Annotated in this window: 22 protein-coding genes; 10 read left to right on the top strand and 12 right to left on the bottom strand. The window is 65.6% G+C overall.

The genetic code is table 11. The features are described from left to right. The 5 genes from ACREE8_RS10845 to ACREE8_RS10825 all read left to right on the top strand — a co-directional run. A partial coding sequence (locus ACREE8_RS10845) for a TolC family protein (RefSeq protein WP_431573006.1) occupies window positions 1–960 on the top strand: 960 nt, incomplete at its 5' end. A 9-nt stretch (window positions 961–969) separates the two neighbouring features. Continuing rightward, window positions 970–1,740 (top strand): galactosyltransferase-related protein, encoded by a 771-nt coding sequence (locus ACREE8_RS10840; RefSeq protein WP_431573005.1) that lies wholly within the window; start codon window positions 970–972, stop codon window positions 1,738–1,740. A 143-nt stretch (window positions 1,741–1,883) separates the two neighbouring features. After that, window positions 1,884–2,978, top strand: coding sequence for a hypothetical protein (locus tag ACREE8_RS10835; RefSeq protein ID WP_431573004.1), 1,095 nt, complete (start codon window positions 1,884–1,886; stop codon window positions 2,976–2,978). A 74-nt stretch (window positions 2,979–3,052) separates the two neighbouring features. Then, the gene (locus ACREE8_RS10830; protein ID WP_431573003.1) at window positions 3,053–4,288 is read left to right on the top strand and encodes a hypothetical protein; all 1,236 of its coding nucleotides are present in this window, start codon (window positions 3,053–3,055) and stop codon (window positions 4,286–4,288) included. A gap of 175 nt (window positions 4,289–4,463) precedes the next feature. Further along, window positions 4,464–4,679, top strand: coding sequence for a hypothetical protein (locus ACREE8_RS10825; protein WP_431573002.1), 216 nt, complete (start codon window positions 4,464–4,466; stop codon window positions 4,677–4,679). A gap of 98 nt (window positions 4,680–4,777) precedes the next feature. Here ACREE8_RS10825 and ACREE8_RS10820 read toward each other — a convergent pair whose 3' ends face one another. Continuing rightward, the gene (locus ACREE8_RS10820) at window positions 4,778–5,215 is read right to left on the bottom strand and encodes a hypothetical protein (RefSeq protein WP_431573001.1); all 438 of its coding nucleotides are present in this window, start codon (window positions 5,213–5,215) and stop codon (window positions 4,778–4,780) included. Between the two features lie 58 nt (window positions 5,216–5,273). Here ACREE8_RS10820 and ACREE8_RS10815 point away from each other — a divergent pair, with 58 nt between their 5' ends. Continuing rightward, window positions 5,274–5,819 carry an amino acid synthesis family protein gene (locus ACREE8_RS10815; protein ID WP_431573000.1) on the top strand — a complete coding sequence of 182 codons (546 nt, stop codon included), beginning with the start codon at window positions 5,274–5,276 and terminating at the stop codon, window positions 5,817–5,819. Window positions 5,820–5,839: 20 nt separating this feature from the next. On the opposite strand, the gene ACREE8_RS10810 is transcribed toward ACREE8_RS10815, so the two are convergent. Continuing rightward, window positions 5,840–7,393 carry a GMC family oxidoreductase gene (locus ACREE8_RS10810; protein WP_431572999.1) on the bottom strand — a complete coding sequence of 518 codons (1,554 nt, stop codon included), beginning with the start codon at window positions 7,391–7,393 and terminating at the stop codon, window positions 5,840–5,842. Between the two features lie 51 nt (window positions 7,394–7,444). Between ACREE8_RS10810 and ppaT the strand changes: the two genes are divergently transcribed. Both ppaT and pldH read left to right on the top strand, forming a co-directional pair. After that, complete coding sequence (ppaT, locus tag ACREE8_RS10805) at window positions 7,445–8,710, top strand: pyridoxamine--pyruvate transaminase (protein ID WP_431572998.1); 1,266 nt, start codon at window positions 7,445–7,447, stop codon at window positions 8,708–8,710. Window positions 8,711–8,753: 43 nt separating this feature from the next. After that, entirely contained in the window at window positions 8,754–9,494 is a 741-nt protein-coding gene (gene pldH / locus ACREE8_RS10800) for a pyridoxal 4-dehydrogenase, SDR-type (protein ID WP_431572997.1), read from the top strand. A 91-nt stretch (window positions 9,495–9,585) separates the two neighbouring features. On the opposite strand, the gene pldA is transcribed toward pldH, so the two are convergent. The 10 genes from pldA to ACREE8_RS10750 all read right to left on the bottom strand — a co-directional run bounded on the left by pldA (window position 9,586) and on the right by ACREE8_RS10750 (window position 19,655). Continuing rightward, the gene (pldA, locus tag ACREE8_RS10795; RefSeq protein ID WP_431572996.1) at window positions 9,586–10,392 is read right to left on the bottom strand and encodes a 4-pyridoxolactonase; all 807 of its coding nucleotides are present in this window, start codon (window positions 10,390–10,392) and stop codon (window positions 9,586–9,588) included. A gap of 82 nt (window positions 10,393–10,474) precedes the next feature. Beyond that, window positions 10,475–11,410 (bottom strand): putative B6 ABC transporter permease subunit 1, encoded by a 936-nt coding sequence (locus ACREE8_RS10790; RefSeq protein ID WP_431572995.1) that lies wholly within the window; start codon window positions 11,408–11,410, stop codon window positions 10,475–10,477. Between the two features lie 4 nt (window positions 11,411–11,414). After that, complete coding sequence (locus ACREE8_RS10785) at window positions 11,415–12,509, bottom strand: putative B6 ABC transporter permease subunit 2 (protein WP_431572994.1); 1,095 nt, start codon at window positions 12,507–12,509, stop codon at window positions 11,415–11,417. Further along, window positions 12,506–14,056 carry a putative B6 ABC transporter ATP-binding protein gene (locus tag ACREE8_RS10780; protein ID WP_431572993.1) on the bottom strand — a complete coding sequence of 517 codons (1,551 nt, stop codon included), beginning with the start codon at window positions 14,054–14,056 and terminating at the stop codon, window positions 12,506–12,508. The genes ACREE8_RS10785 and ACREE8_RS10780 overlap by 4 nt, the downstream gene beginning before the upstream one ends. Window positions 14,057–14,104: 48 nt before the next feature. Next, window positions 14,105–15,133 (bottom strand): putative B6 ABC transporter substrate-binding protein, encoded by a 1,029-nt coding sequence (locus ACREE8_RS10775; RefSeq protein ID WP_431572992.1) that lies wholly within the window; start codon window positions 15,131–15,133, stop codon window positions 14,105–14,107. A 152-nt stretch (window positions 15,134–15,285) separates the two neighbouring features. Then, the gene (fhmpcd1, locus tag ACREE8_RS10770; protein WP_431572991.1) at window positions 15,286–16,200 is read right to left on the bottom strand and encodes a 5-formyl-3-hydroxy-2-methylpyridine 4-carboxylate 5-dehydrogenase; all 915 of its coding nucleotides are present in this window, start codon (window positions 16,198–16,200) and stop codon (window positions 15,286–15,288) included. Window positions 16,201–16,279: 79 nt separating this feature from the next. Next, window positions 16,280–16,879 carry a glutathione S-transferase family protein gene (locus ACREE8_RS10765; protein ID WP_431572990.1) on the bottom strand — a complete coding sequence of 200 codons (600 nt, stop codon included), beginning with the start codon at window positions 16,877–16,879 and terminating at the stop codon, window positions 16,280–16,282. 53 nt (window positions 16,880–16,932) lie between these two features. Further along, window positions 16,933–17,313, bottom strand: coding sequence for a RidA family protein (locus ACREE8_RS10760; RefSeq protein WP_431572989.1), 381 nt, complete (start codon window positions 17,311–17,313; stop codon window positions 16,933–16,935). Between the two features lie 4 nt (window positions 17,314–17,317). Next, window positions 17,318–18,445, bottom strand: coding sequence for an LVIVD repeat-containing protein (locus ACREE8_RS10755; protein WP_431572988.1), 1,128 nt, complete (start codon window positions 18,443–18,445; stop codon window positions 17,318–17,320). 67 nt (window positions 18,446–18,512) lie between these two features. Beyond that, window positions 18,513–19,655, bottom strand: a complete 1,143-nt coding sequence (locus ACREE8_RS10750) for a cupin domain-containing protein (protein WP_431572987.1) — start codon at window positions 19,653–19,655, stop codon at window positions 18,513–18,515. Window positions 19,656–20,069: 414 nt separating this feature from the next. Here ACREE8_RS10750 and ACREE8_RS10745 point away from each other — a divergent pair, with 414 nt between their 5' ends. Then, window positions 20,070–20,789 (top strand): FadR/GntR family transcriptional regulator, encoded by a 720-nt coding sequence (locus tag ACREE8_RS10745; RefSeq protein WP_431572986.1) that lies wholly within the window; start codon window positions 20,070–20,072, stop codon window positions 20,787–20,789. Window positions 20,790–21,307: 518 nt separating this feature from the next. Then, a complete protein-coding gene (locus ACREE8_RS10740; RefSeq protein WP_431572985.1) occupies window positions 21,308–22,306 on the top strand; it encodes a helix-turn-helix domain-containing protein in 999 nt (332 codons plus the stop codon). Window positions 22,307–22,484 lie beyond the last annotated feature (178 nt).

The raw sequence follows: 22,484 nt of genomic DNA, 5'->3' as shown, positions 1-22,484 counted from the left end.
CTGCAATCGGCCGTGACGGCCTATATGAACGTGGTCCAAGCCGTTGCCGTGCTCGAGCTGAACATCAACCAGGAAGCCGTCATCCGGCGCGATCTGGAAGCGACCCGCACGCGCTTCGAAGTCGGCGAGCTGACCAAGACGGACGTGGCCCAGGCCGAAGCGAGCCTTGCCGGTGCCACCGCCGCCCGCATCCAGTCGGAAGGCCTGTTGGCCGCGGCCCGTGCGGCATATGCCAACGTGATCGGCGAGAATCCGGGAACCCTCGTGCAGCCGCCGCCTCTGACCACGCTTCCCGCTTCCCAGGACGAGGTTGTCTCGGGCTCGGAGGATGCGCCGACCGTGACTGCCGCCAAATATAACGAGCAGGCGGCCCATGACGGTATCGACGTCGCCTTCAGCCAGATCATGCCCTTCCTCAACATCGTCGGCACGGCGGGCACGGTGGATGATTCCTCAGCCCCCAATACCGGGCAGGATTCGGCATCCATCATGCTGCAGCTGACCGTGCCCCTCTATCAGGCGGGGTTGCCGGCTGCCGATGTCCGCCAGTCGAAGCAGGTCGCGGCCCAGCGCCGGCAGGAGCTCGAGAACGAGCGCCGCTTCGCCATTCAGACGGCGGTCCAATCCTGGACGGCGCTGCAGACGGCGCGCGCGCAGATCAAATCCTTCGTCGAACAGGTCCGCGCCAACAAGGTCGCCCTCGAAGGCGTCCGGCTCGAGGCCAATGTCGGCGCCCGTACGGTGCTCGATATCCTGGACGCCGAGCAGGCCTATCTGAATTCCCAGGTCAGTCTGGTGACCGCGCAGCGCGACGAGGTCGTCGCGGCCTATGCCGTCGAGGCCGCGGTCGGCAAGCTGACCGCGCGCGACTTGCAGTTGCCGGTCGACTACTACGACGTCGAGTCCTACTACAACGAAGTCCACGACAAGTTCTGGGGCTTCGGCGCCAAGACGCAATAGGCATCCGCGATGGATGGAGAGGCCGAGCGACCGGCCACGGCGCAATGCCTCTCCATCATCGTCCCCTATCGCGACCGGGCCGCGCAGCTGGCGCGGTTCCTTCCGCACATCACCCTCTATTTCAAGCGCGACAAGATCGACAAGGACCGGCCCTACCGCGTGACGCTGGTCGAGCAGGAAGCGGGGCGCCCCTTCAATATCGGCGCCCTGCGCAATGCGGGCTTCCTGTTGACGGAGCCGGAATGCGAGCAGATCTGCTTCCACGATGTGGATTATCTGCCGATCTGGGCCGATTACCGTCCGGTGGAGCGGCCGACGCGGCTGCTCTGGTACGGCGCCGAGAGGGTCAAGATCGAAGGCTCCGCCAATCTCGTCGTCGAGCATGATCCGAAGAAATATTTCGGCGGGGTGGTGATGTTTCCGACCGCCCTCTTCCGCCGCGTCAACGGCTTTGCCAACGGCTATTGGGGCTGGGGCTATGAGGATACCGATATGCGGATCCGCTGCCGGGCGGAGGGAATTGCGCTGGGCTATCGCGACGGCACCTTCGATTCCCTGCACCACCCCAGCAACGGTTTCAATACCGATGGCAAGCCCAGCCAGGCGAACCTGGCCAACCGGCGGCTCTGCCAGATCAACGCCAAGGCGATCCGAGACCGCAAGGCCCACCGTGGAGAGGGGCTGAACAGCCTGCGTTTCGACGTCCTGGACCGCGGCCCCCTGCTCGATCCCGAGGGCACGCCCTACCCCCATGCCGAACGGGTCTTGGTCCGGCTCTGACGGCAGCCCCGAGGATTCGCCCCCTTGCCGACCTTTCGATCCTTTAATGGATTCCATGTTAGGATTCCAGTCGGGTAGGGGGCTCGACCGCCCGGACGCGCCAGTCTGTATCGGCGGCCGGGTCGAGAGCGACGGGGGGACTCGTGCCGACACGATGCCTGTTCTATGCCTCGAACGGCCATGGCCTGGGCCATTTGATCCGGACATTGGCGGTCGCGCGCGCCCTGCGGGCCAGCAAGCCCGACATCGACATCATGTTCGTGACCAACTCCGAAGCCTGCCAGCTGGTCTGGCGCGAGGGCTTTCAGGTGGTGAAGCTGCTCTCGCCGCCCGCGAACTTCCTGGACCTGGATATTCCCGCCCGTGAGGAGCTTCGCCGGATCAACCGCGGGATCGTCTATGCGGTGCTGAAGGGCTTCGCGCCCAATCTCGTCGTGGTCGATTTCTTTCCGCTGGGCCAGATCGGCGACATGATGCCGCTTCATTCGCATGCCGCCCGCAAGGTCTTCATCGCCCGCGAGCGCAATGCCGCCGCCGAGATCGCCACCCACGCCCAGCTGATCGAGAGCATGTACAATCTGGTGCTGATCCCGCATCACGCGAGCGAGGTGGATGGGCGCAAGCCTGCCAATGTGAAGACCCTCTATACCGGCGCCATCATGATCCGGTCGCGCGACGAGGCCCTGCCGCGCGAGCAGGCCCGCGCGCGACTAGGGCTGGCGCCCGACGGCTTCACCGTCTTCGTCGGCTTCGGCGGCGGCGGGAATCCCGCCTATGATTCGGTTCAGCAATGTGTGCTGGAACAGGCCCGGGTTGCCCGGAACTGGACTTTCGCCGTGGCGCGGCCGCCGCTGTTGCGCAGCCCTTCCGCGGTGACGCCGGAGAACGGGACGAAGGAGATCAGCTATATGCCGATGGCGGAATGCTGGGCCGCCTTCGATGCGGCGATCTCCACCCTCGGCTACAACAGCGCGACCGAGCTTCTGCATCATGGCGTACCCACCATTTTCGTCGAGCTCGCGGGCGGTCTCGACGACTGGGCGAAGCGCGCCGGCCGGATCGCGAAGGCGGATGCCGGCCTGCCGATCAAGGCCTTCGACAGCGAAGGATTGCATCTGCAGCTCGACCAGCTCGCCGATCCCGCGCGCCGGCAAACCCTCGCCGACAACGCCCGCGCCATGGTGCCCAGCAACGGCGCCAGGCTCGCAGCCGACGCGATCCTGGAGATCGTCCAGTGACGCTGCCACAATGAATCTGCCGCGAAACCGCGCTCCGATCCCGCCTCATCCTGCCGGCCCCCGAGATCCCGACTTTGTCTGAACCCAGCGCATCGCCTCAACGCATCGTCCTGATCGACAACGGGCTGCGCGACCAGATCGGCCATCACACCCATTTCGCGCTGGGCATGGCCCGGATGCTCGCAACAACCGGGCATCAGCTTCTGGTCCTGGCCCACCGAACCATGGAGCCGGCGCTGGCGGCGGCGCCGCTCGAAGCCCGGCCGGTCTTCGAAATGTGGTTGAACGAGTTCCTGACCGAAGGGGACGCCTTCGATCGTCTCTGGAACGACCATGAAGTCGGCCGCGGACGATTCGCCGAGAGCTTGGCCGACTCCGGTTTCGAGCCGCAGCAGGGCGATCTCCTCTGGATTCCCACCGCCCGCGCGCGCGAGATCGCCGGCCTCGCCGAATGGCTGAAGGCGCAGCCGCAGCGGCCGCGGATCGCGCTCGGATTCCATTCGTTGTTGCGCCCGGTCGAGCCGGGAACGGTGGGAGGCCTTGTCCACCGCCTGGCCGGCCGCGCGCTCGAGGCCGCCGTCGGCAAGGACCGCATCTTCGCCTTCGCCACCAACAAGCCTCTCGCGGTCAGACTGACCTACGCGATGGGACTGCCCGTCATGACGGCACCGCTGCCGCATTTCTACGAGACGCCGGTGGCGGCGGATGCCCTCCCCTATCTCCCGGCGGGCGACGGCCCTCTGGTCGCCTGCCTCGGCATGCAGCGGGAGGACAAGCGCTTCACCGAATGGCCGGCCATCATCGAGCAGGCGCATCGCCGGCGTCCCGACCTGCGCTTCCTGGTCCAGGTCGGCGCGGGAGAGATCAATTCTTCTTTTGCTGCGCTCGAGAACAATCCGCGCATCCGGCTGGTGCGCGGCTATCTCGACGACCGGACCTTCGTCAGCCTGATCGAGGCGAGCGATCTCCTGCTCCTGCCTTACAAGCCGGAGCGTTATGTCGAGCGGATCTCCGGTCCCTTCGTCTTCGGCGCGGTCTATGGCACGCCGTCGGTCGTGCCGGTGCGGAGCTGGATGGCCGAGCGCATCGCCGAAGGCCGCGGTGCCGGCGTCACTTATGACGGCGACGATACGACGCTCGCCGAGGCGGTGGCGCAAGCGGCCGATGACCTGCCGCATCTGAAGGCGCAGGCGGCGGGCATCAGGAAGGATTGGCGGACCTGGGACGGCCGCGCCCTCATCGGCATCGCGCTCCATTGGTGCGCAGGCCGCAGCCTCGAGGATTTCAAGCGCAGCTCCTCCGCGCCCTGACCGACCAGGCGACTTCGGTCAAATCCTGATGATTCAGTATGATCCCCGCGCCACTGCCATTCAATCGCAACTGAAGGCTGCATACATGGTTAATCGACATCACCAACAGTTCATTGAGATGGCTGTGCACCGGTCGTAAGCTCGCACCCGTGACTTCAACAAGGGAGGACTTCCCGTGAAGAAAATTCTGGCGTGTGCGTCTGCAGTGTTGATCGTTCTGTCACTGGCCGCGGCGCCGGCCATGGCTGGGGGCGGCAAGAGTGGCGATGCCCCGGGTCATGGCGGCGGTGGATCCGGCAACTCCGACAGCAACAAAGGCGGTGTCTCGGGTGCCAACGGTAACCAAGGCAACGACAAGGACGTGGGCAATGCAGGCCCGGGCGGCGAATAGGGTTGAACGCCTGAGCGAGATCGGTCTTTCAGATCGATGATTCCTTGTGGGCCTCGGGAAACCGGGGCCCACTCGCGTTACGGGCTTCCGAGCTCGGATCAATCGCTCTGGGGTATTTCGCATTGCACCGGCTCGCCGGCCCGGCAGGTGCTGGCATAGCGTTGCGATCGGCCCGCTTTAATCGGGAGCAACGGAACCTGACCCCGGCTCGCCGCGGAATCGTCCGGCGCGCTGCAGAAGATGTTTTCGATCATCATCAGGCGCTGCCCGTCCGCGCGCGGGATATAGAGCGCGCCATCCGCGGCCTGGCGATGGAACTGCACGGTCGTCGAGCCGTTTTTCCCGATCAGCCCCAGATCCTGGGTCACCCAATGTCCGAAATTGATCATGCAATGGATCGGCTCCGATCCCTTATTGACGATCGTCAAGGCGACCGGTGCGTCGGACGCAGGCTCGCCTGTTGCGTTGCAGGCCGCCATCGCGAGTGACAGCGCGAAGCTTGCGGCGCAGGTCGTTGAGCCAGCGGGAAACCCCATGTTAGCTTCGTCCTCGTTCCATCGTGATGGTCGCGCGTTTCATACTGGGGAGCGGCGGATGATTTTGCGCAAGACGCTTTTCGTGAAGGAGACGGTGCTGGCCGAGGCCGGCAGCCCCGCCGTCCGGCCCATCACGCGCGTGGCCGCGATCGCGATCATCCAGAACAGCTTCGCCGGCCTCGGCGTGCAGGACCTCTCGCCGATGTTCGATCTCGGCATGAAGCTCGGCGAGGAGCTGATGCCCCAGGCCGTGGCCCTGTTGCCGCAGCCGGCCATGGCCTATGGCAAGGCCGCCATCGTCGGCGTCGAGGGCGATCTCGAGCATGCGGCGGCGATCCTGCATCCCAAGCTCGGCAAGCCGATGCGTGCCGCGGTCGGCGGCGGCGAAGCCATCATCCCCTCCACCACCAAGGTCGCCGCGGCCGGGACCCTGATCGATGTGCCGCTCGGCAACAAGGACAATGTCTGGTCCTTCGACGAGCTCGACACCATGACGGTCTGCGTCGCCGATGCACCGCGCCCGCGCGAGATCCTGGTGGTGATGGCGGTCAGCGATGGCGGCCGGCCCAACCCGCGCGTCGGCAAGGGCCGCTCGATCGTCTGACGCGCGACGAACACGCATGCTCAAGACGGTGACTGCGGCGCCAGTGGCGGTCGGCCCTGCAGCAGATCGCTCGCGCGCTCGGCGAGCGCGATGATGGCGGCATTGGTCGGCCCGGTGGTGAGGCTCGGAAACACCGAGGCATCCACCACATAAAGCCCCTCGAGGCCACGCAGCGCGAGCCCCGGCGTCACCACCGCTTCGTCGTCCTGGCCCATGCGGCAGGTCCCGACCGGATGATGGTGGGTGAAGGCCGCCTGGGCGAGGAAGGCGCGGCGATCGGCTTCGCTGCGGCAGGCGGGCGACGGCAGAAGCTCCGCCTCGCGCCAATCCGCGAGCGCCCTGGCACCGCCGACCGCGCGGGCCCGATCCAGTGCGTCGAGATAGGCCTGCCGATCATATTCTTCGGCGAGATAGTTCGGATCGATCAACGGTGTCGCTTGCGGGTCGGCCGAGGCCAGCCGGAGGGACCCGCGGCTGCGCGGCCGGGTGAAGCCGAACATCAGCGTATAGGCCTCGCCGAAGGCCGGTGCTGCGAAGCATTCCGTCACCACCGGCGTGGTCACGCAGGCCAGCACCAGCTCGGGCGCCGCGCTGCCCCCGCCGCGCTCGATATACATCAGGGATTCCGAGTTCTGGTAATTCGAGGGCGGCACCGGGCGGCGCGCGCGATAGACATTGCCGCCCGAGAGCAGATGGTCCTGCAGATTGTGCCCGACCCCCGGCAGATCCAGCCGCACCGGGATGCCCAGCGCCTCGATCTCGTTCGCCGGCCCGATGCCCGCGCGCAGCAGCAAGCTGGGCGATGCGATGCTGCCGGTCGCCAGGACCAGGCCGCGCTCGGCCCGCAGCCGGAGGACGCCGTCGGGCCCGTGCAGCTCGACGCCGCCGCAGCGCCGGGGCCCTTCGAACAACAGGCTCAGAATCTCATGCCGCTCGAGCAGATGGAGATTGGGCCGTGCCAGCACCGCCGGCGTCAGATAGGCGTCGGCCGTGCTCTGGCGGCGCCCCTCCTTGATGGTCAGGCTGTTGAGCGTCGGGCCCGCCATGCGCGGCCCGTTATGGTCGGGCGTCGGCGCGAGGCCGATCTCCTCGCCGGCCGCCATATACCCTTGCGTGATCGGATGCGGATCGCGCGGCGTCGTCAGCGTCACCGGCCCGTCTTTTCCATGATAGGGCGACGGCGCCTTGTCGGAATCCTCGGAGCGGATGAAATAGGGCAGGAGATCGCGATAGCCCCAGCCGGTGGCGCCCTCGGCGACCCAGCCATCGAAGTCGCTGGGATGCCCGCGGACATGGGCCATGGCGTTGATGGTGCTGGAGCCGCCCCTTATGCGCCCGCGGGCCCAGGCATGGATCCGGTTCGCGGTATGGCGCTGGGGCACCGTCGCGTAGTTCCAATCGATCGCGGTGCCCTGCAGCGCCGGCCAGGCCTGCGGAACGCCGACCCGCGGGTCTGTCGGTGGGCCGCCGGCTTCGACCAGCGCAACGGAGAGGGCGGAATCCTCGGTCAGTCTCGCCGCCAAGACCGAGCCCGCCGTCCCGGCACCCAGGATGATCCAGTCAAAGGTTCGCAATGGTTCCCCTCGGGCCCTCGCCCTGATGACGCCCCGAAATGAGTTGTGATATTGTCCGAACCGCGCACGGGCCGCCACAAGGCCGAGCATGAAAAATGGGCCGATATACGGCTCGCGCCACGCATCCAGGCGAGGGGAACCATCATGGCCACCAAGGAACCTATCATCACGCTGTCGGCCGGTCCGGTGGCGGCCTATCCGGGCGTCATGCGCGCCCTGTCGAGACCAATCGGCTACGACTATGACCGGCACTTCCTCGAATTCTACGAGGCGGTGAACCGGAAGGTCACCCAGGCGCTGCGCAGCAACTCGCCGGCCCTGCTGCTCCATTGCGAGCCCGCCCCCGGCCTCGAGGCCGCCGCCGCCTCCCTGATCGGCCCCGACGATGTCGTGCTGAACCTCGCCTCGGGCGTCTATGGCAAGGGCTTCGGCTACTGGTCGGCGCGCTACAACAAGGAGCTGGTCGAGATCGAGGTCCCCTATAACGAGGCGATCGATCCGGCCCAGGTCGAAGCGGCCTTCAAGAAGCGCCCCGACATCAAGATCGTCTCGGTCGTCCATCACGACACGCCGTCGGGCACGATCAACCCGGTCAAGGAGATCGGCCAGATCGTGCGCAAGCACAACGCGCTGATGCTGGTCGATGCGGTCTCCTCCTGGGGCGGCATGGACATCCATCCCGAGGAGAGCTGCGCCGACATCTTCGTGACCGGCCCCGGCAAATGCCTGGGCGGCGCGCCGGGCCTCACCATCATGGCGGTCAATGACCGGGCCTGGAAACATATGGAGGCGAATCCGAAGGCGCCACGCGCCTCGGTCTTGAGCCTGCTCGATTGGAAAGAGGCCTGGCGCCAGGACAAGCCCTTCCCCTTCACGCCCTCGGTCGCCGAGGTGAACGGGCTCGACGGCGCCATCGATCTCTATCTGGCCGAGGGTCCCGAGGCCGTCTGGAAGCGCCATGCGCTGACGGCCAAGGCCTGCCGCGCCGGCATCAAGGCGATGGGCCTGTCGCTCTGGGCCGCGCGCGAGGAGATCGCCTCGCCAACCTGCACCGCCGTGCGCGTGCCCGACGGCCTCAAGGATGACGACATCCTCGCCGCCGCCCGCTCGCTCTATGGCGTGGTGTTCTCGTCCGGCCGCGGCGACACCAAAGGCAAGCTCATCCGGATCGGCCATATGGGGTTGGTGGCCGAGCCGATCTATGCCGTGGTCGCCGTGACCGCTTTCGGCGGCGCCCTCAAGAAACTGGGCCGCAAGGTCGATGTCGGGGCCGGCGTCGCCGCCGCGACCGCCGTGATCGACCAGGCGCGCGCCTGACCCTCATTCCAACGAACCATATTTCTCAAGGGAGATGACGAGCATGAAGCGTTTCGACGGCCGCGTGGCCATCATCACCGGCGCGGCGCAGGGCATCGGCAAGGCCGTGGCGCTGCGGCTGGGCCAGGAGGGCGCCCTGGTGGTCGCCGCCGACATCAACGGCAAGGGCGCGGAAGCAACCGCCAAGGAGATCGGCGGGAGGTCCTTCGGCGTCGCGACCGATATCGGCGATCCGGCCTCGGTCACGGCGCTGCACAAGGCCGCGATCGACAAGGGCGGCAAGCTCGACGTGACCGTCAATGTCGCGGCGATCGTGCCCTTCGTCGCCTGGGACGCGCTCACCTTCGAGGAATGGCGGCGCATCATGCGCGTCAATGTGGACGGGCTCTTCCTGATGTGCCGCGCCAGCTCCGACCTGATGCGCAAAGGGGGCTATGGCCGCATCGTCAATTTCTGCTCCAACTCGATCTTCGCCGGCACGCCCAACATGGCCCACTACGTCGCCTCCAAGGGCGCCGTGCTGACCTTCACCCGCGCGCTCGCGACCGAGCTCGGCGGCCACAAGATCACGGTCAACTCGATCGCGCCGGGCCTGACCGACACCGAGGGCGTGCAGCAGACCAACCACAAGAACGCCTTCGAGTTCGTCGAGATGCTGCAAGCCATCAAGGGCCGCGGCACCCCGGACGACATCGTCCCCGCCGTCGCCTTCCTCGCGTCGGAGGAAGCCCACTGGGTCACCGGCCAATGCCTCGCCGTCGATGCCGGCATGGTGCGGTGGTAGGCCGGCCGAAGGGATTTCCACTCAAAGCAAAGGGCCTGCATCCTTCGATGCAGGCCCTTTTCATTTGAGGCCGGTGTGGTGAGCGCGGACCTTACGAATAGAACCCCGGCGCCTTCACATAGTTCGGGAAGCTGTCCGGGTCGTGGCTGTAGAACAGCTCGGCATTGTGCTTCTCGGCCAGCTGCTTCAGGCGATGCATCGATTTGAGGCTCGCCGTCGGGTCGAGATGGAAGCTCGAGATGCAGTTCATATCCATGTTCTTCTGGCTGTAGCAGGCATCGGCCGTGAACAGCATCGGGCGGCGGTTCTTGAGCTCGACCATCAGGCTGTAATGGCCGGCCGTGTGGCCCGGCGTCTCCAGGAGCCACATGCCTTTCGCGAGCTCCTGATCGCCGGTCACGGTCTGGAACTTCGGCGTGTACATATCGAGCGCCGGCTCGGCCGGCAGCGCCTTGCCCGCCTGCTTCGCCAGCTCGGGCGCGAAGGTCATGTCCGAATAACCCAGATGCTCGAAAGGCTGGTGGTTGGTCGAGGCCTCGAGCTCCTTCGCGTGGCAGACCGTGCAGGCCTCGCTCAGATGCTTGTTTCCGCCGCAATGATCGAAGTGGTAATGCGAGTTGATCACATAATTGATGTCGGTCGGCTTGAGCCCGATCCTGGCGAGAGCGCCCGGAATGGTCTGCTCCGGCGCCTGCATCGGCTTCTCGAAGGGCAGGACCCGCATGACATGGGCATGGTCGTAGCCGGTGTCGAAGATATAGCGGCCGTCCTGATGCTCGATCAGCACCGCATAGCAGGGGAAGCGAAGCTCGCCGCCGGGCCCGCGGTTCCAGAACGCATGGAATCCGTCGATCACCAGCGAGCCGCCATCGAGAATGTAAACCTTGGTGTCCGTCATCGCCTCGTTCTCCCTCTCTCGCGACCCCGCCCCTTGTTAGGGCCTCTCCGGCCCTCCGGGCGGTTCTCCTTGAATTCCAATTCTAGCGCTCGCCGCGCACATAGGGCAGCCCCAAGGCTGCCGGCAGCACGCTGTGGCGGCCGAAGATCACCAGCACCAGGATCACCATGGCGAAGGGCAGCATCTGCACCACATCGGTCGGGATGTTGAGCCCCGCCACCTGGAGCGCCGTGGTCATGGCCAGGCTGATGCCGAAGATGAGGGCCCCCAGCAGCACCCAGTAGGGTTTGCCCCGCGCCAGCATGGCGAGCACGATGCCGATGAAGCCCGCGCCATTGGTCATGAAAGGCACGAACAGCCCGGCGCCCACATTGGCGAGATAGGCGCCGCCCATGCCGGCCAGGAACCCTGTCGCCAGCACCGCGCCCACCCGGGTCGCCACCACGCTGACGCCGGCGGCGTCGAGCGCGCCGGGCTTGCTGCCCGCGGCCTCGAGATTGAGCCCGACATAGCTGTGCTTGTAGAGCCAGCCGGCGGCGAAGGTCGCGGCCACGATCAGGTAGACGATGAGATTATGGTGGAACAGCGCCGGGCCCAGCACCGGGATCTCGCTGATGCCGGGGATCTCCAGCACCGGCGCCTTCTCGAGGCGCGGATAGGAACGCGCGAACTGGAAATGATGCAGGAGGGCTGTCAGCCCCTCGGCGCCCAAGGTCAGGCCGATGCCGATCACGATCTGATTCATGCCGAGCCGCACGCAGAGCAGCGCCATCAGCGCTGCCACCACCATGCCGCCCAAACCGCCGAAGACGAAACCCAGCGCGAAGGAGCCCGTATAGAAGGCGGCGACGAACCCGGTATAGGCGCCGAACAGCATCATACCTTCGATGCCGATATTGAGCACGCCGGCCTTCTCCGAGATCTGCTCGCCCAGCCCCACGAACAGCAGCGGCACGCCGGCCGTGATCGCGCCGAACAGCAGCGAGGTCAGGAAGGGTTCGGTGAAGAGACCATGCATCGGATCAGCTCTTGGTCCGGGCCAGGCGGCGATGATCGAGATACTCGACCAGCGCCAGGAAGATCAGCAGCAGCGCCACCAGCACCAGCGTATAGAAGGTCGGCACGCCAAGCCGCACCGCGGCACTCTCGCCGCCAACCTGCAGCACCGCGAAGAACATGACGAAGGCGATCGTGGCGATGCCATGGAACCGCGCCAGGAAGACGAGCGGCACCACCAGCAGGCCGAAGGAGGGATTCCAGTCGGCGCGCACCGAGCCCCAGACGCCCAGGATATCGACCGCCCCGCCCATCCCCACCAGGCCGGCGCTGATGGCGAAGGTCGCGTAGGTCAACAGGCCGACATTGAGCCCCGCATGGATCGCGGCACGCGGATTGGCGCCGACCACGCAGAGCTTGAGGCCGAAGGAGGTGCGGGTCATGAAGAAATGCACGATCAGCAAGGCGGCGAGCGCGATCAGGATGCCGCTATGGATGGTGCTGCCGAAGAGCCGCGGCAGGCGGTCCTCGACCGGCAGCGTGCGGGTCTGGGGCACGGTGGTGCCAGGATCGAAGAACAGCAGCTTCACCAGCACATTGGCGAAGCTGACGCCGAGAAAGCTCATCATCAGCGTGCTGATGATCTCGTTGATGCCGTAGCGCACCTTGAGGAAGGCCGGGACCAGCGACCAGGCGGCCCCGACGAGACCCGCCACGACGAAGCAGAGCAGGATCGTCAGCCAGTCCGGGATCGTGCCGATCAAGGCCGGCCCCAGGGCCGCCGTGACCACGGCCGACAGCAGGAACTGCCCGTCCGCGCCCAGATTCCAGATGCCGGCCCGGAAGGCCACGATCAATCCTGCCGCGATCATGAGCAGGGGCGCCATGCGGGTGATGGTCGCCTGCAGGCCCAGCCAGCTGAAGAGGCCGCGCCGGATCACATAGGCGTAGTAATCCAGCGGATCGGTGCCGAGGATCAGGAGGATTCCGGCGCCGACGAGAAGCGCCAGCAGGATCGGCAGCAGAAAGCGCGCGATCGCCGCCGCCAGCGCGCGGGCGCGGCCGGCCATGAGCGAAGGCGGCAGCCCCGGGCTGCGCGCCGCTTCCGGGCTGACACTCATGCCGCTTCGGCTCCCGTCATCAAGAGGCCGATCCGACGCTCGGCATTGCCTTCGTTGGGCACGATGCCAGTGAGCCGGCCGCGGAACATGACCGCGATCCGATCCGAAAGCTCGAGCAGCTCGTCGAGCTCGGTCGAGATCAGGATCGTGGCGAGGCCGCGTTCGGCGCATTCGGCGATTCGGTCGCGCGCCAGACGAATGTTATGTAGATCGAGGCCGTAGGTCGGCTTGTTGAAGATCACCAGCCGGCTGGCCGCGTTCAGCTCGCGCGCCAGCAAGGCCTTCTGGATATTGCCGCCGGAGAGCCGGCCGATCGGCGTACGCTCCGAGGGCGTGCGGATGTCATGGCGCTTGATGGTCTCGCGCGCCTGTCCATGGATCAGGTCCCAACGGCTGATGCCCCGCTGCCAGAGCGGCGGCGCGCCGATCTCTTTCATCACCAGATTGGTCGCGACCGAGAAGGTGCCGACCGTGCCCTCGCCCAGCCGCTCGTCGGTGATGTAGCGGAAGCCGCGGCGCCGGCGCGCGGCAACGCCTTCATGCGTCAGGTCATGGCCCTCATGGAGGAGCGAGCCCGAGGCGGCCGGCCGCTGGCCCGCCAGCAACTCGGCCAGATGCTTCTGGCCGTTGCCGTCGACGCCCGCGATCCCCAGCACCTCGCCGGGCCAGAGCTCGAAACTGACGCCGGTCAGCGGGCATTCGCCGCGATCGGCGACCGTGGAAACGTCCTTCACCACCAGGATCGGCGGTTTCGAGCGATCGACCTTGGGCGTCCGCTTCAGATGGCCGCCGCGGCCGAGCAGGGTTTCCGCATCGCGGCTGTCGGCCTTCTGGCCGCCGAACATCAGCCGCAGCACTTCGTCGGTGATCTGCGCCTCGGTCAGCGATTTCAATCGCGCCTTGTCGAGCTGGCCCGCGAAGCGGCCCAGCCGCAGCACCGAGATCCGGTCGCCGAACTCATAGGCCTCGGCCAGCTTGTGGGTGATGAAAATGATGGCGACGCCCTTGTCGCGCAGCCTTTTCATTACCGCGCCCAGGTCCCGCACCCCCAGCGGCGTCAGCATCGAGGTGGGCTCGTCGAGGATCAGCACATTCTCGCCGCGCCACAGCGCGCGCATGATCTCGACCTGCTGCTGCTCGCCCAGCGCCAGCCTTCCGACCTGCGCATCGGGATCGAGCGTCACGCCCAGGAGATCGGACAGTTCCTTGAACCGTTTGAGGACCGGCGCGCGGTCCAGGAGCCGCCAGCGCGGGCCGCCCAGCATCAGGTTTTCGATCACAGTCAATGTCGGCACCAGCAGCACATGCTGGAACACGGTGCCGATCCCGAGATCGAGGCTTTCGCGCGGCGAGCTGATCCGGACCGGCTGGCCCTTGACCTGGATCTCGCCGGAATCGGGCTGCTGCATGCCGGCCAGCATGCCGATCAGGGTCGACTTGCCGGCGCCGTTTTCGCCCAGCAGCACATGGATCTCGCCCGGCAGGAAGTCGATCGAGACGTCGTCATTGGCGACGACGCCGGGAAAGCGTTTGGTGACGGATCGCACCGATATGGCTGTTCCCGACGTCGCCCCTTGCATCAACGCACCCGATTCTTACTGGGCCGTGCCGATGTCGACCGAGCTCATCAACTTGCGGACGTCTTCCGCGTTGAAGACCGGGGTCAGCTTGACCTTGCCGTCGATGATGTCCTGACGGACCGCCATGACGGATTTCCACACATCGTCCGGGATGTGCTTGGTGTGCAGCAGCTGGCAGGAATCATCCGCCACCTGGATCGAGTAATGCTTGGTGCCGAAGGTGCCGGCCTTCAGGTCATCGACCATCGCGCTGAACACGGGCACCAGGTTCCAGACCACGGAGGACAGGAGATGGCCCTTGTCGATCGGGGTCTTGTCGCCGATCACGTCGATGAACCAAACCGGGCCGCCATTGGTCGCCTTGGTCGTCTCGGTCGCTTCCATCATGCCGAAGCTGGCACCGTCGCCCTGGCCGAAGATGATGTCGGCCCCGGCGGCGATGACGGACTCGGTGACGCGACGGCCACCGGCGGCATCGGAATAGGCAGCCGGCCCGATCACGGCATAGATCAGCTTGATGTCCTTCTTGATCGACTTCGCACCTTCCGCGAAACCCGCCGACTGCGAGTTCCAGCTCGGGGGCTCGCCCGAGGTGACGATGCCGAGCGCACCGGTTTTGGTCATCTTCGCGGCCAGCACGCCGGCGAGATAGGCGCCTTCATGACCGCTCAGCGTGTAGTCGGCGATCAGGCCGGGGACATTGGCGTCGGGACGATCGACGATCGCCACCGGCACCTTGGTCTCCGCCGCGATCTCAGGCGCGGCCTGGTTGTAGCCCGAGGCATGGGCGATCATCAGGCTGACGCCGTCGCCGGCAAGCTCGCGCAGCTGCGGACGCACATCGCCATAGCCCAGGCCTTCGGCCGGGACGAATTTGATGCCGTATTTCGCCGCGACGGCCTTGCCGGCGTCGATCGCCTGCTGGTTCCAGCCGTAATCCGTGCCCTGCTCCGGTGTCAGGACCGCAATGCTCTTCACGTCGGTGGCGCTGGCGCCACCGGCGAAGCCGACGCCCAGGGCCAGCGCGGCCACGACGGGCGTCAAGCGAATCACTCTATTCAGCGATGTCCATGTCATGGGGTTAGTTCCTCCCTATCGAATTAGCACCCAGTTGCAAACGCGCTCTTCTTATTCCGGCCCGAACGTCCCTGTTTGATGTCCCAGGGTTGCCGTGCCGCCGATCCCCGATCCGGGGATTAGTCCTCCAACGCCTTGCGGACGGCCACCAACCGGCGCGCCCGCTGGCTCTGAAGCTCCGTGATCTTCGCCGGCGTGTAGTCGAAGATGCCGCCGCCGGTCTTGATGCCCAACTTGCCCGCCGCGGCCCGTGCCGTCACATAGGGACTGACATCGCCGCGCGCGCAGAGTTCCTTGTTCAGATAGCTGCCGACCGACTGGTAGATGTCGAGGCCGGCCATGTCGAGCAGCGCCATCGGCCCCACCACCGACAGCTTGTAGCCGATGCCCCAGGAGACGCAGGCATCGAGCCCTTCGGGATCGATCACGCCCTGTTCCACCAGGTCCAGGCATTCGCGCATGACGGCATAGAGCACGCGGTTCTCGACGAAACCCGGCACGTCCTTCTTGACCAGGATCGGGATCAGCCCGAGGCCCTTCACGAAACCGGTCATCCAGGTCACGGTCGCGGGCGCCGTCTCCTGGCCCGCCACCACCTCGATGATCGGGATGATATGGGGCGGGTTCGACCAATGCATGCCGACCACGCGGCCCGGCGCCGAATTGCCGGCCTGGAGCTTGGTGATCGGGATGCCGGAGGTATCGGATGCGATCACGCAATCCTTGCCCACCAGCTTGTCGATCTCGCTCAGGACCTGGATCTTGAGCTCGAGCTTCTCAGGCACGTTCTCGATGACGAGCTCGGCGCCATTCAGGGCCGCCGCCAAATCCGCATGGATCGTGACCTCGCTGGCCGCGCGATCCGCCATGCCCAGGGTCGTCAGCACCCCGGTCGCCATCTTGATGCTCTGCGGCGCCTTGGCGCGCTGCTCGGGCGACAGGTCGAAGGCGGACACGGTCATGCCGGCGCGCGTCAGCACCGCCGCAATGCCCGGCCCCATGGTCCCCAGACCGATGAGCGCAACCCTGGTCATGATGTGATCGTCTGTCCCCTTCGGGCGCGGGTGCCAGCCTTGTCTGGCCGGTCGCCCCCGCCGTTCTTCCGTTGTCCTGTCAGCCCGCGACGGCCTTCTTGAAAGCCGGCCGCGCCGCATATTTTTCGCGCCAGGCCCGCAGCGCCGCCAGCGGCGGATGCTCGATCGGAAAATCGAGGCAGCGCGTGATGATGGTGCCGAGCGCGAAGTCGGCGAGCGTCATCTCCTTGCCCACCACCCAGGCCCGCCCCGCCATCGCGTTGTCGAAGATCTGGAGCTGGGCACCCAGCTCCTTGCTGTCGGCACCCCAACTGGCGCCGCGTTCGGCTGCCGGCTTCTTCGCGTCCTTGAAGATCGAGAGATAGGGCGCGTTGAGCGAGGCGAGCTGCCAGTCCATCCAGCGCTCGACCTCGCTGCGCGCAGCCGGGTCGCTCGGATAGAACTTGCCGCCATTCTTGTTGGCGAGGTAGCGCAGGATCGTGTTGGACTCCCATACGATGGTGCCGTTGTCGTCGAGCGTCGGCACCTTGCCGTTCGGATTGAGCTTCAGGTAATCGCCGCCGGTGTTGTTGAACTGGCGGCCGTAATCCTCGCGGGCATAGGGCAGGGCCATCTCTTCCAGCAGCCACACCACTTTCTGCACATTCCCCGACGTCCCGCGTCCTAAAACCTTCAGCATTGTCCTATCCCCGCCCTGTCTCGTTGTTCTCGTAAACCCGACCGCCGGCCAGCTCAGCGCACCGGCTTGTAGGCGATCGCATCCATTTCGATCTTACAGCTGACGACCGCGCGGGCCTCGACCGTCGTTCGCGCGATGCGGCCTTCCGCGAAAAATTCCTTGAAGACGCCGTTATAGCGGCCGAAATCCCGCGCGTCTTCCAGATAGACCGTGATCTTCACCACGTCCGAGAGATCGGCGCCGTCGAGCGCCAGAATCCGACGGATCGATTCGAGGGTCCAGCGCGTCTCCTCCTCGATATTGCCGACGCACATATTGCCCTGCTCGTCCTTGGCCACTTGCCCCGAGACGAAGATGTAGTCACCCGCCCGCACCCCCGGATGGAATGGCAAGTTGGGATTCTTCTTTCCGATCGGCTTGATGGCGTCGTTCATGATCTCAAAGCACCGAGGTTTCGACGATGTCGACGCCGCGCTGGCGGTCGATCAGGTAGAGCAGTCCGCGCTTGTCCATGGTCACGTCGTTCGACGAAGCCAGATCGAAGCCTTCCGGCGGATCAGGCTCGAAGAAGGCGATCTCCTTGGGCGCGAAGGGATCGGCGATGTCGAGGATGCGCAGGCCCTTGGCGAACCAGGCGAAGGGAATGATCGTCCCCTTGAAGCGCTCCGAGGGCTGGTGGCAGCCGCGCATCGGCGGCTGCGGCGCGCCGTCCGGATCGACGCCCTCGACCTGGAAGGTCGAGATCGGGATCGGCAGATGCTCGTTGGTGATGTCGTAGATCCAGGTGAAGGCGGGCGCCGCCGGCCAGAGCTTCGCCACATCCTCGTCGGCCACCACCATCACCTTGCGGCCCTTGAGCGGCTCGGGGATCGCGAGGCAGGTGTGCGTCGGATGGGGGAAGGTCGGCGAGGTGTTGACGCCCGCGATCGCCTTCGGTTTCGACATGTCCGCGATGTCGAGGATGTAGAAGCCATGATGCCAGTAGCTGACATAGAGCCGGTCGCCGACCCGCAACGGGTGATGACAGCGCGGCGGCGTCCAGTTGTCCCAGGGATATTCCTCGCCGCCCGCCTTCCACTGGCCCGGAATCCACCAGCGGCCGACCTCCTCCGGTTTCGCCGGATCCTCGAGGTCGAGGATCATCGCGATATTGCCGATGTAACCTTCCGCCGTCGGCGAGATATAGGCATAGCGACCGTCGAAGTCGTAGCGATGCACGCCCTTGCCATGGGTGCGCCATTTGGTGATGAGCTTCGGCTCCGCCGGCTTCGACACGTCATAGATGCCGAGACCGCCGCCGAACTCAGCCACGCCGTCGGTGCCCTGGCGCTCGTGATTGACGATCATGATGTCGTTGGCGACGCGCACCTTGTGCGAATGCCACCCGGCCGGCAGCTCGACCTTGGTCAAGATCTTGGGCCGCACCGGATCGGCGACATCGACGATGGTCGTGCCGGTCGGCTGGCGCATATGGCCGATATAGAGCGTGGTGCCCTCGACCCAGACCTGGCCGCCGCCAGGGCAGTCGATATGCGCCAGATGCTTGGTGTTTTTCGTGCGAGCCATGATGGGAGGACGGCCAACCGATTCTGCGATGAAGGAAAGCGAAGGATGACAGGCGCTGCCGGCCCGTTCAGACGAGGCGGAAGACCTCGCCGGTGGAGCGGCGCCCATGCTTCTGATAGAGGGCGAGCGCCTTGAGCGTGGGCTCGTCGGAAGCCACGAACAGGATCGCCGGATCCTTGGGCGAGCTGTTCACATGCTCGCACCATTCGCCGCCCGGCACCGCGAAGGTGTCGAACCGCTCCCAATTGAGCTGCTTGCCGCCAACGATGCTGTAGCCGCTGCCCTCGAAGGGCGCGCAGAGCAGGCTGGCATTCTGCTTCAAGGGCATCGTCTTCTCGCCGGGCCGCAGCATCTGGGCGAAGAAGGTGATGGTCTTGTAGACCGGGCCTCCGGTGGTGGGATCGACATATTCCACCATCAGCGCCTCGTAGGGATCGCCGTCCCAATTGCGGAACTTCTCCAGAAGCTCGCGCATCATGTCCCAGCGATAGACATACATCGGCGAGGCCGAGCCGGTGCCGCGGTTGTGCGACAGGAAGCGCGGCATCAGCCCGCCATGGCCATAGACGCGTTGCGAATAGTCGGCCGGGAAGCGCTCGGTCTGGACCTGCTTCTTGATCCGCTCGCCCTTCACCTCTTCATGATAGTCATGCTCGAAATAGGTGGCGTTCAGCATCTCGGTCAACGGCAGGTCGAGCACGCTCAGATTGATCGCCGGGTCGTCGCCCTTGTTGCCGTGATTGTGCCAGGTGTCGTGCGGCGTCAGCACCATGTCGCCGGGGCCGAACACGATGTTCTCGCCTTCGACGCCGGTGAAGTTCGAGGTGCCGGTCAGGCCGAAGCGGATCGCGTTGGGCGAATGGCGGTGCGGCGGCATGATCTCGTGGGGATCATTCAGCCGATAGGCCGTGTACATGGTGGTGACGCTGGCCCGGCGCGGCGCCAGCCCCGGATTGACCAGGATCAGCGAACGGCGCTCGGAGGATTCCATCGTGATGAGCTCGGCCGAGCGATGCAGCAGTGGCTCGATGGCGCTCTTGTACTTCCACAGATAAGGAACCGCCTTCTTCTTATCCATGACCTGGCGGTCCTGGTCCTCGATGCTGCCGGGTTGCATCGCCCAGAACGGCGCCATGCAGCGCTCGAACACGTCGGCATGGAGCTGATCCATGGCCGCCTTGTGGTTGTCGCCATCGACCCTGACCGTCATTCTTCGACTCCCGGCCTCGGGGCCGCATCGGCGCCGAGGCGATGTTTTTCCCGCGGGGGAACCGCAGAGCGGTCCCGCCTCGAACCAATTGCCGGGCAAGTGGTTCATATTGTTACGCAAACACTAGCGGCGGCCGTAACCAATCGTCAAGTTTGAATCTGGCCCCGGCGCCGTTTGCGATGGGGACAGTTTCAGCCGCGGAGAAATGCACGCGCAGCGCCCACCTGACCGCAATTTCATGGTGCGCGAGCTCCGCGGGCGGTGCCGTGCCGCGCCAGCCGCCGGTGCCGAGGGGAGCCGGTACCAATCGCGAAGGCGCATCGGCCGGGGAGAACCGCCTTGACGCGCGGAGCAAACCATTTTAGTCCATTGGTACCGCCTTCCCGAATGGGGCCAATCCGGATCCGAGAAGCCATGGAAGCCTATGAGCAGACCGCAGCCAAGCTGCGCCAACTGATTTCCGACGGGGGCATCGGCGAGGATGGGCGCATCCCGCCCGAGCGGGTGCTGGCGAGCGAGCTCGGCGTGGGCCGCCGTTCCTTGCGCCGGGCCCTCGACATCCTCGAGAGCGAAGGCCGCATCTCGCGCCAGCAGGGCCGCGGCACTTTCGTTCAGGCTTCGCCCTTTGCGTCCGCCACCGCGGGCAACGAGGTGCTCGACAACATCCTCGAGCACACCAATCCGCAGGAAGTGATCGAGCTGCGTCTCGCGACCGAACCGGTGATCGCGCGGCTGGCGGCGCTGCGCGCCTCGCAATGCGATATCAAGAAGCTGCAGCGGCTGGCGGCCGAGACCCGCGCCGCCGCGGGCGCCGAAAGCTATGAGCAGGCCGACCAGGCGTTTCATCGCGCCATCGTCGAAGCCTCGCGCAACGCGCTCTTCCTGGCCGTTTTCGATGCGGTCGGCGCCTCGCGGCGCGACGAGGCGTGGCGGCGCGTGGGCGAAAATGCCCATTGCTACAAGCGCCAGGCGGTCCATGCGGATTTCCACATGGAGATCGTGGCCGCGATCGCCGCGCGTGACGGCGAACGCGCCCAGACGGCGATGTACCGCCATTTGAGCGATATCCAGCAGCATATCCTGCGCCACGCCTTCTCGCTGCACGCGATCCCGGCAGCCGCGCCCGCCAACTAGGGCGCGGCTCCAGCCATTCGCGCCGTGTCGCCACGACGGACTCCGGACCATCGTCGGATCGGATGTGAGCAGGCACGCCGCGAAATGTGAACGGATCCGACGGGGCCGCCAGAACACCCGCCGCTCGTAGCCGCCTCGCGACTTTGATCGCCGGGTTTCCCTGGCGAGTTCGTCGAGGCCGCAGCAGCCCGCGATGAGGCCTTCTGTCGATTGCTGCACCGGCCCACCGCACAGCGCGGGCGGCAATCGGACGCCGGCGGCTTTCGCCGCAGCAAGCGTCCTCGCGTTGCAAGGCGCAACGCCGCGCTCCCCAAGGACTTTCGCCCCCCGCCCCGTTGCGTTACCCGGCCCATTAGGCTCAAATGAACAGGTTCAAGACCCGATCGGCTGAAATACGGGCAGCAGCGCAGCGCGCAAAGCGTCCCGAACCTTCTTTCTGCGGCAGAACCATCCGGAATTGGAATAGAAGGCGCCGAAGCGTCAAGGGATTGCCTGAATGGCACTTTGGGGAGGTAGCCATGCAGACCGTTTTTGACAGCAGGACTCTACCCGTTGCAAAGCGCCGGGAAGCCTGGCGGGACGCCATCTGCGAAATCTATCTGCGGGTGGATTGCGCGATCGAGCCGCAAACGGACTATGACGGCTTTGTTCGCGAGACGCGACTGGGTGGGATAACCCTTACCGACACACTCGGCTCGCCTCAGATCGTGCAACGTCAAAAGCGACATATCGCGCGCATCGAGAAGGATTGCTATTATGTGGGCTTGATGCAGCGCGGTATCGGGCAAATTCGGCAAGCTGGCTCATTGCTGACCCTGCATCCTGGCAGCGGCGCGCTGTACTACGCGAGCGAGCCATACGAAATACGATGCGACGACGCCATTCATTGCTTCTGGATCGAGATCCCGCGCCAGCTTTTTGCTGATCGCTTCGATTCGGGGCATTCGCCGCTCACCGCGCATCTCAATTCAAGCCGTGGTCTTGGTCGGATCGCCGTCGAATTTTGCGCCGCGTTGATCTCCGAAACGGCCAGTCTCGGTGCGCAAACACGAGAAAGGCTCGGCGAGCAGTTGATGGATATCCTCGCCCTCGCAATCAGCGCGGAGCCTGACCGGCAGCCCGCGGACGAATCGAATCTGAAGCGTGCCCGCTTGCGATCGGTGAAGAGTTACATCGAAGCCCATTTGACCGATCCCGACTTGTCCCTGAGGAAAATCGCGACTCGGAACGGCATTTCGCTGCGCTACCTCCACCAGCTTTTCCGTCCGACGGACATGTCCGTCACCGAGTGGCTGCGGCTGCGACGATTGCAGCACAGCTACGACCTGCTGGCTTCGCCTCGGCACGCGGCACGATCAATCACGGAAATCGCCTACTCGATGGGTTTCAGCAGCTCCTCCCATTTCAGCAATGTATTCCGCGCGGAATTCGGCGTGCGGCCGTCGGACGTACGACGGGTAACTGTCCTGCCGGGCTTTTCGAAGAAAACGTCGCTCATCGCGGATGGCACGGCATAGCCGCAGACCGACGAGAAGTCGCGCGGGCGCCGCTACATAGGGTCCGCGCTACGCCCTGCTGCTCCTGTCCGGCGGGAAGCGCCCAGTTTGAGAAATCGGAAGTCGCCGGACATCCGGTTTCCTGGTTCGCACGAGTCCAGCCGAATTTCTTCCCGGTCTGTAGCCAGTCGGCGCCACG

This window comes from Hypericibacter sp. (genome assembly GCF_050729195.1).
GTDB lineage: Bacteria > Pseudomonadota > Alphaproteobacteria > Dongiales > Dongiaceae > Hypericibacter.
The sequence above is the reverse complement of the archived record's forward strand: the minus strand, read 5'-3'. Positions and strand labels throughout refer to the sequence as shown.

Excerpts from the sequence above, each read along its gene's own strand:
- ACREE8_RS10840 (WP_431573005.1), top strand. The coding sequence starts at position 970 with ATGGATGGAGAGGCCGAGCGACCGGCCACGGCGCAATGCCTCTCCATC.
- ACREE8_RS10820 (WP_431573001.1), bottom strand. The coding sequence starts at position 5,215 with ATGGGGTTTCCCGCTGGCTCAACGACCTGCGCCGCAAGCTTCGCGCTG.
- ACREE8_RS10815 (WP_431573000.1), top strand. The coding sequence starts at position 5,274 with ATGATTTTGCGCAAGACGCTTTTCGTGAAGGAGACGGTGCTGGCCGAG.
- pldH (WP_431572997.1), top strand. The coding sequence starts at position 8,754 with ATGAAGCGTTTCGACGGCCGCGTGGCCATCATCACCGGCGCGGCGCAG.
- pldA (WP_431572996.1), bottom strand. The coding sequence starts at position 10,392 with ATGACGGACACCAAGGTTTACATTCTCGATGGCGGCTCGCTGGTGATC.
- ACREE8_RS10790 (WP_431572995.1), bottom strand. The coding sequence starts at position 11,410 with ATGCATGGTCTCTTCACCGAACCCTTCCTGACCTCGCTGCTGTTCGGC.
- ACREE8_RS10785 (WP_431572994.1), bottom strand. The coding sequence starts at position 12,509 with ATGAGTGTCAGCCCGGAAGCGGCGCGCAGCCCGGGGCTGCCGCCTTCG.
- fhmpcd1 (WP_431572991.1), bottom strand. The coding sequence starts at position 16,200 with ATGACCAGGGTTGCGCTCATCGGTCTGGGGACCATGGGGCCGGGCATT.
- ACREE8_RS10765 (WP_431572990.1), bottom strand. The coding sequence starts at position 16,879 with ATGCTGAAGGTTTTAGGACGCGGGACGTCGGGGAATGTGCAGAAAGTG.
- ACREE8_RS10760 (WP_431572989.1), bottom strand. The coding sequence starts at position 17,313 with ATGAACGACGCCATCAAGCCGATCGGAAAGAAGAATCCCAACTTGCCA.
- ACREE8_RS10755 (WP_431572988.1), bottom strand. The coding sequence starts at position 18,445 with ATGGCTCGCACGAAAAACACCAAGCATCTGGCGCATATCGACTGCCCT.
- ACREE8_RS10750 (WP_431572987.1), bottom strand. The coding sequence starts at position 19,655 with ATGACGGTCAGGGTCGATGGCGACAACCACAAGGCGGCCATGGATCAG.
- ACREE8_RS10745 (WP_431572986.1), top strand. The coding sequence starts at position 20,070 with ATGGAAGCCTATGAGCAGACCGCAGCCAAGCTGCGCCAACTGATTTCC.
- ACREE8_RS10740 (WP_431572985.1), top strand. The coding sequence starts at position 21,308 with ATGCAGACCGTTTTTGACAGCAGGACTCTACCCGTTGCAAAGCGCCGG.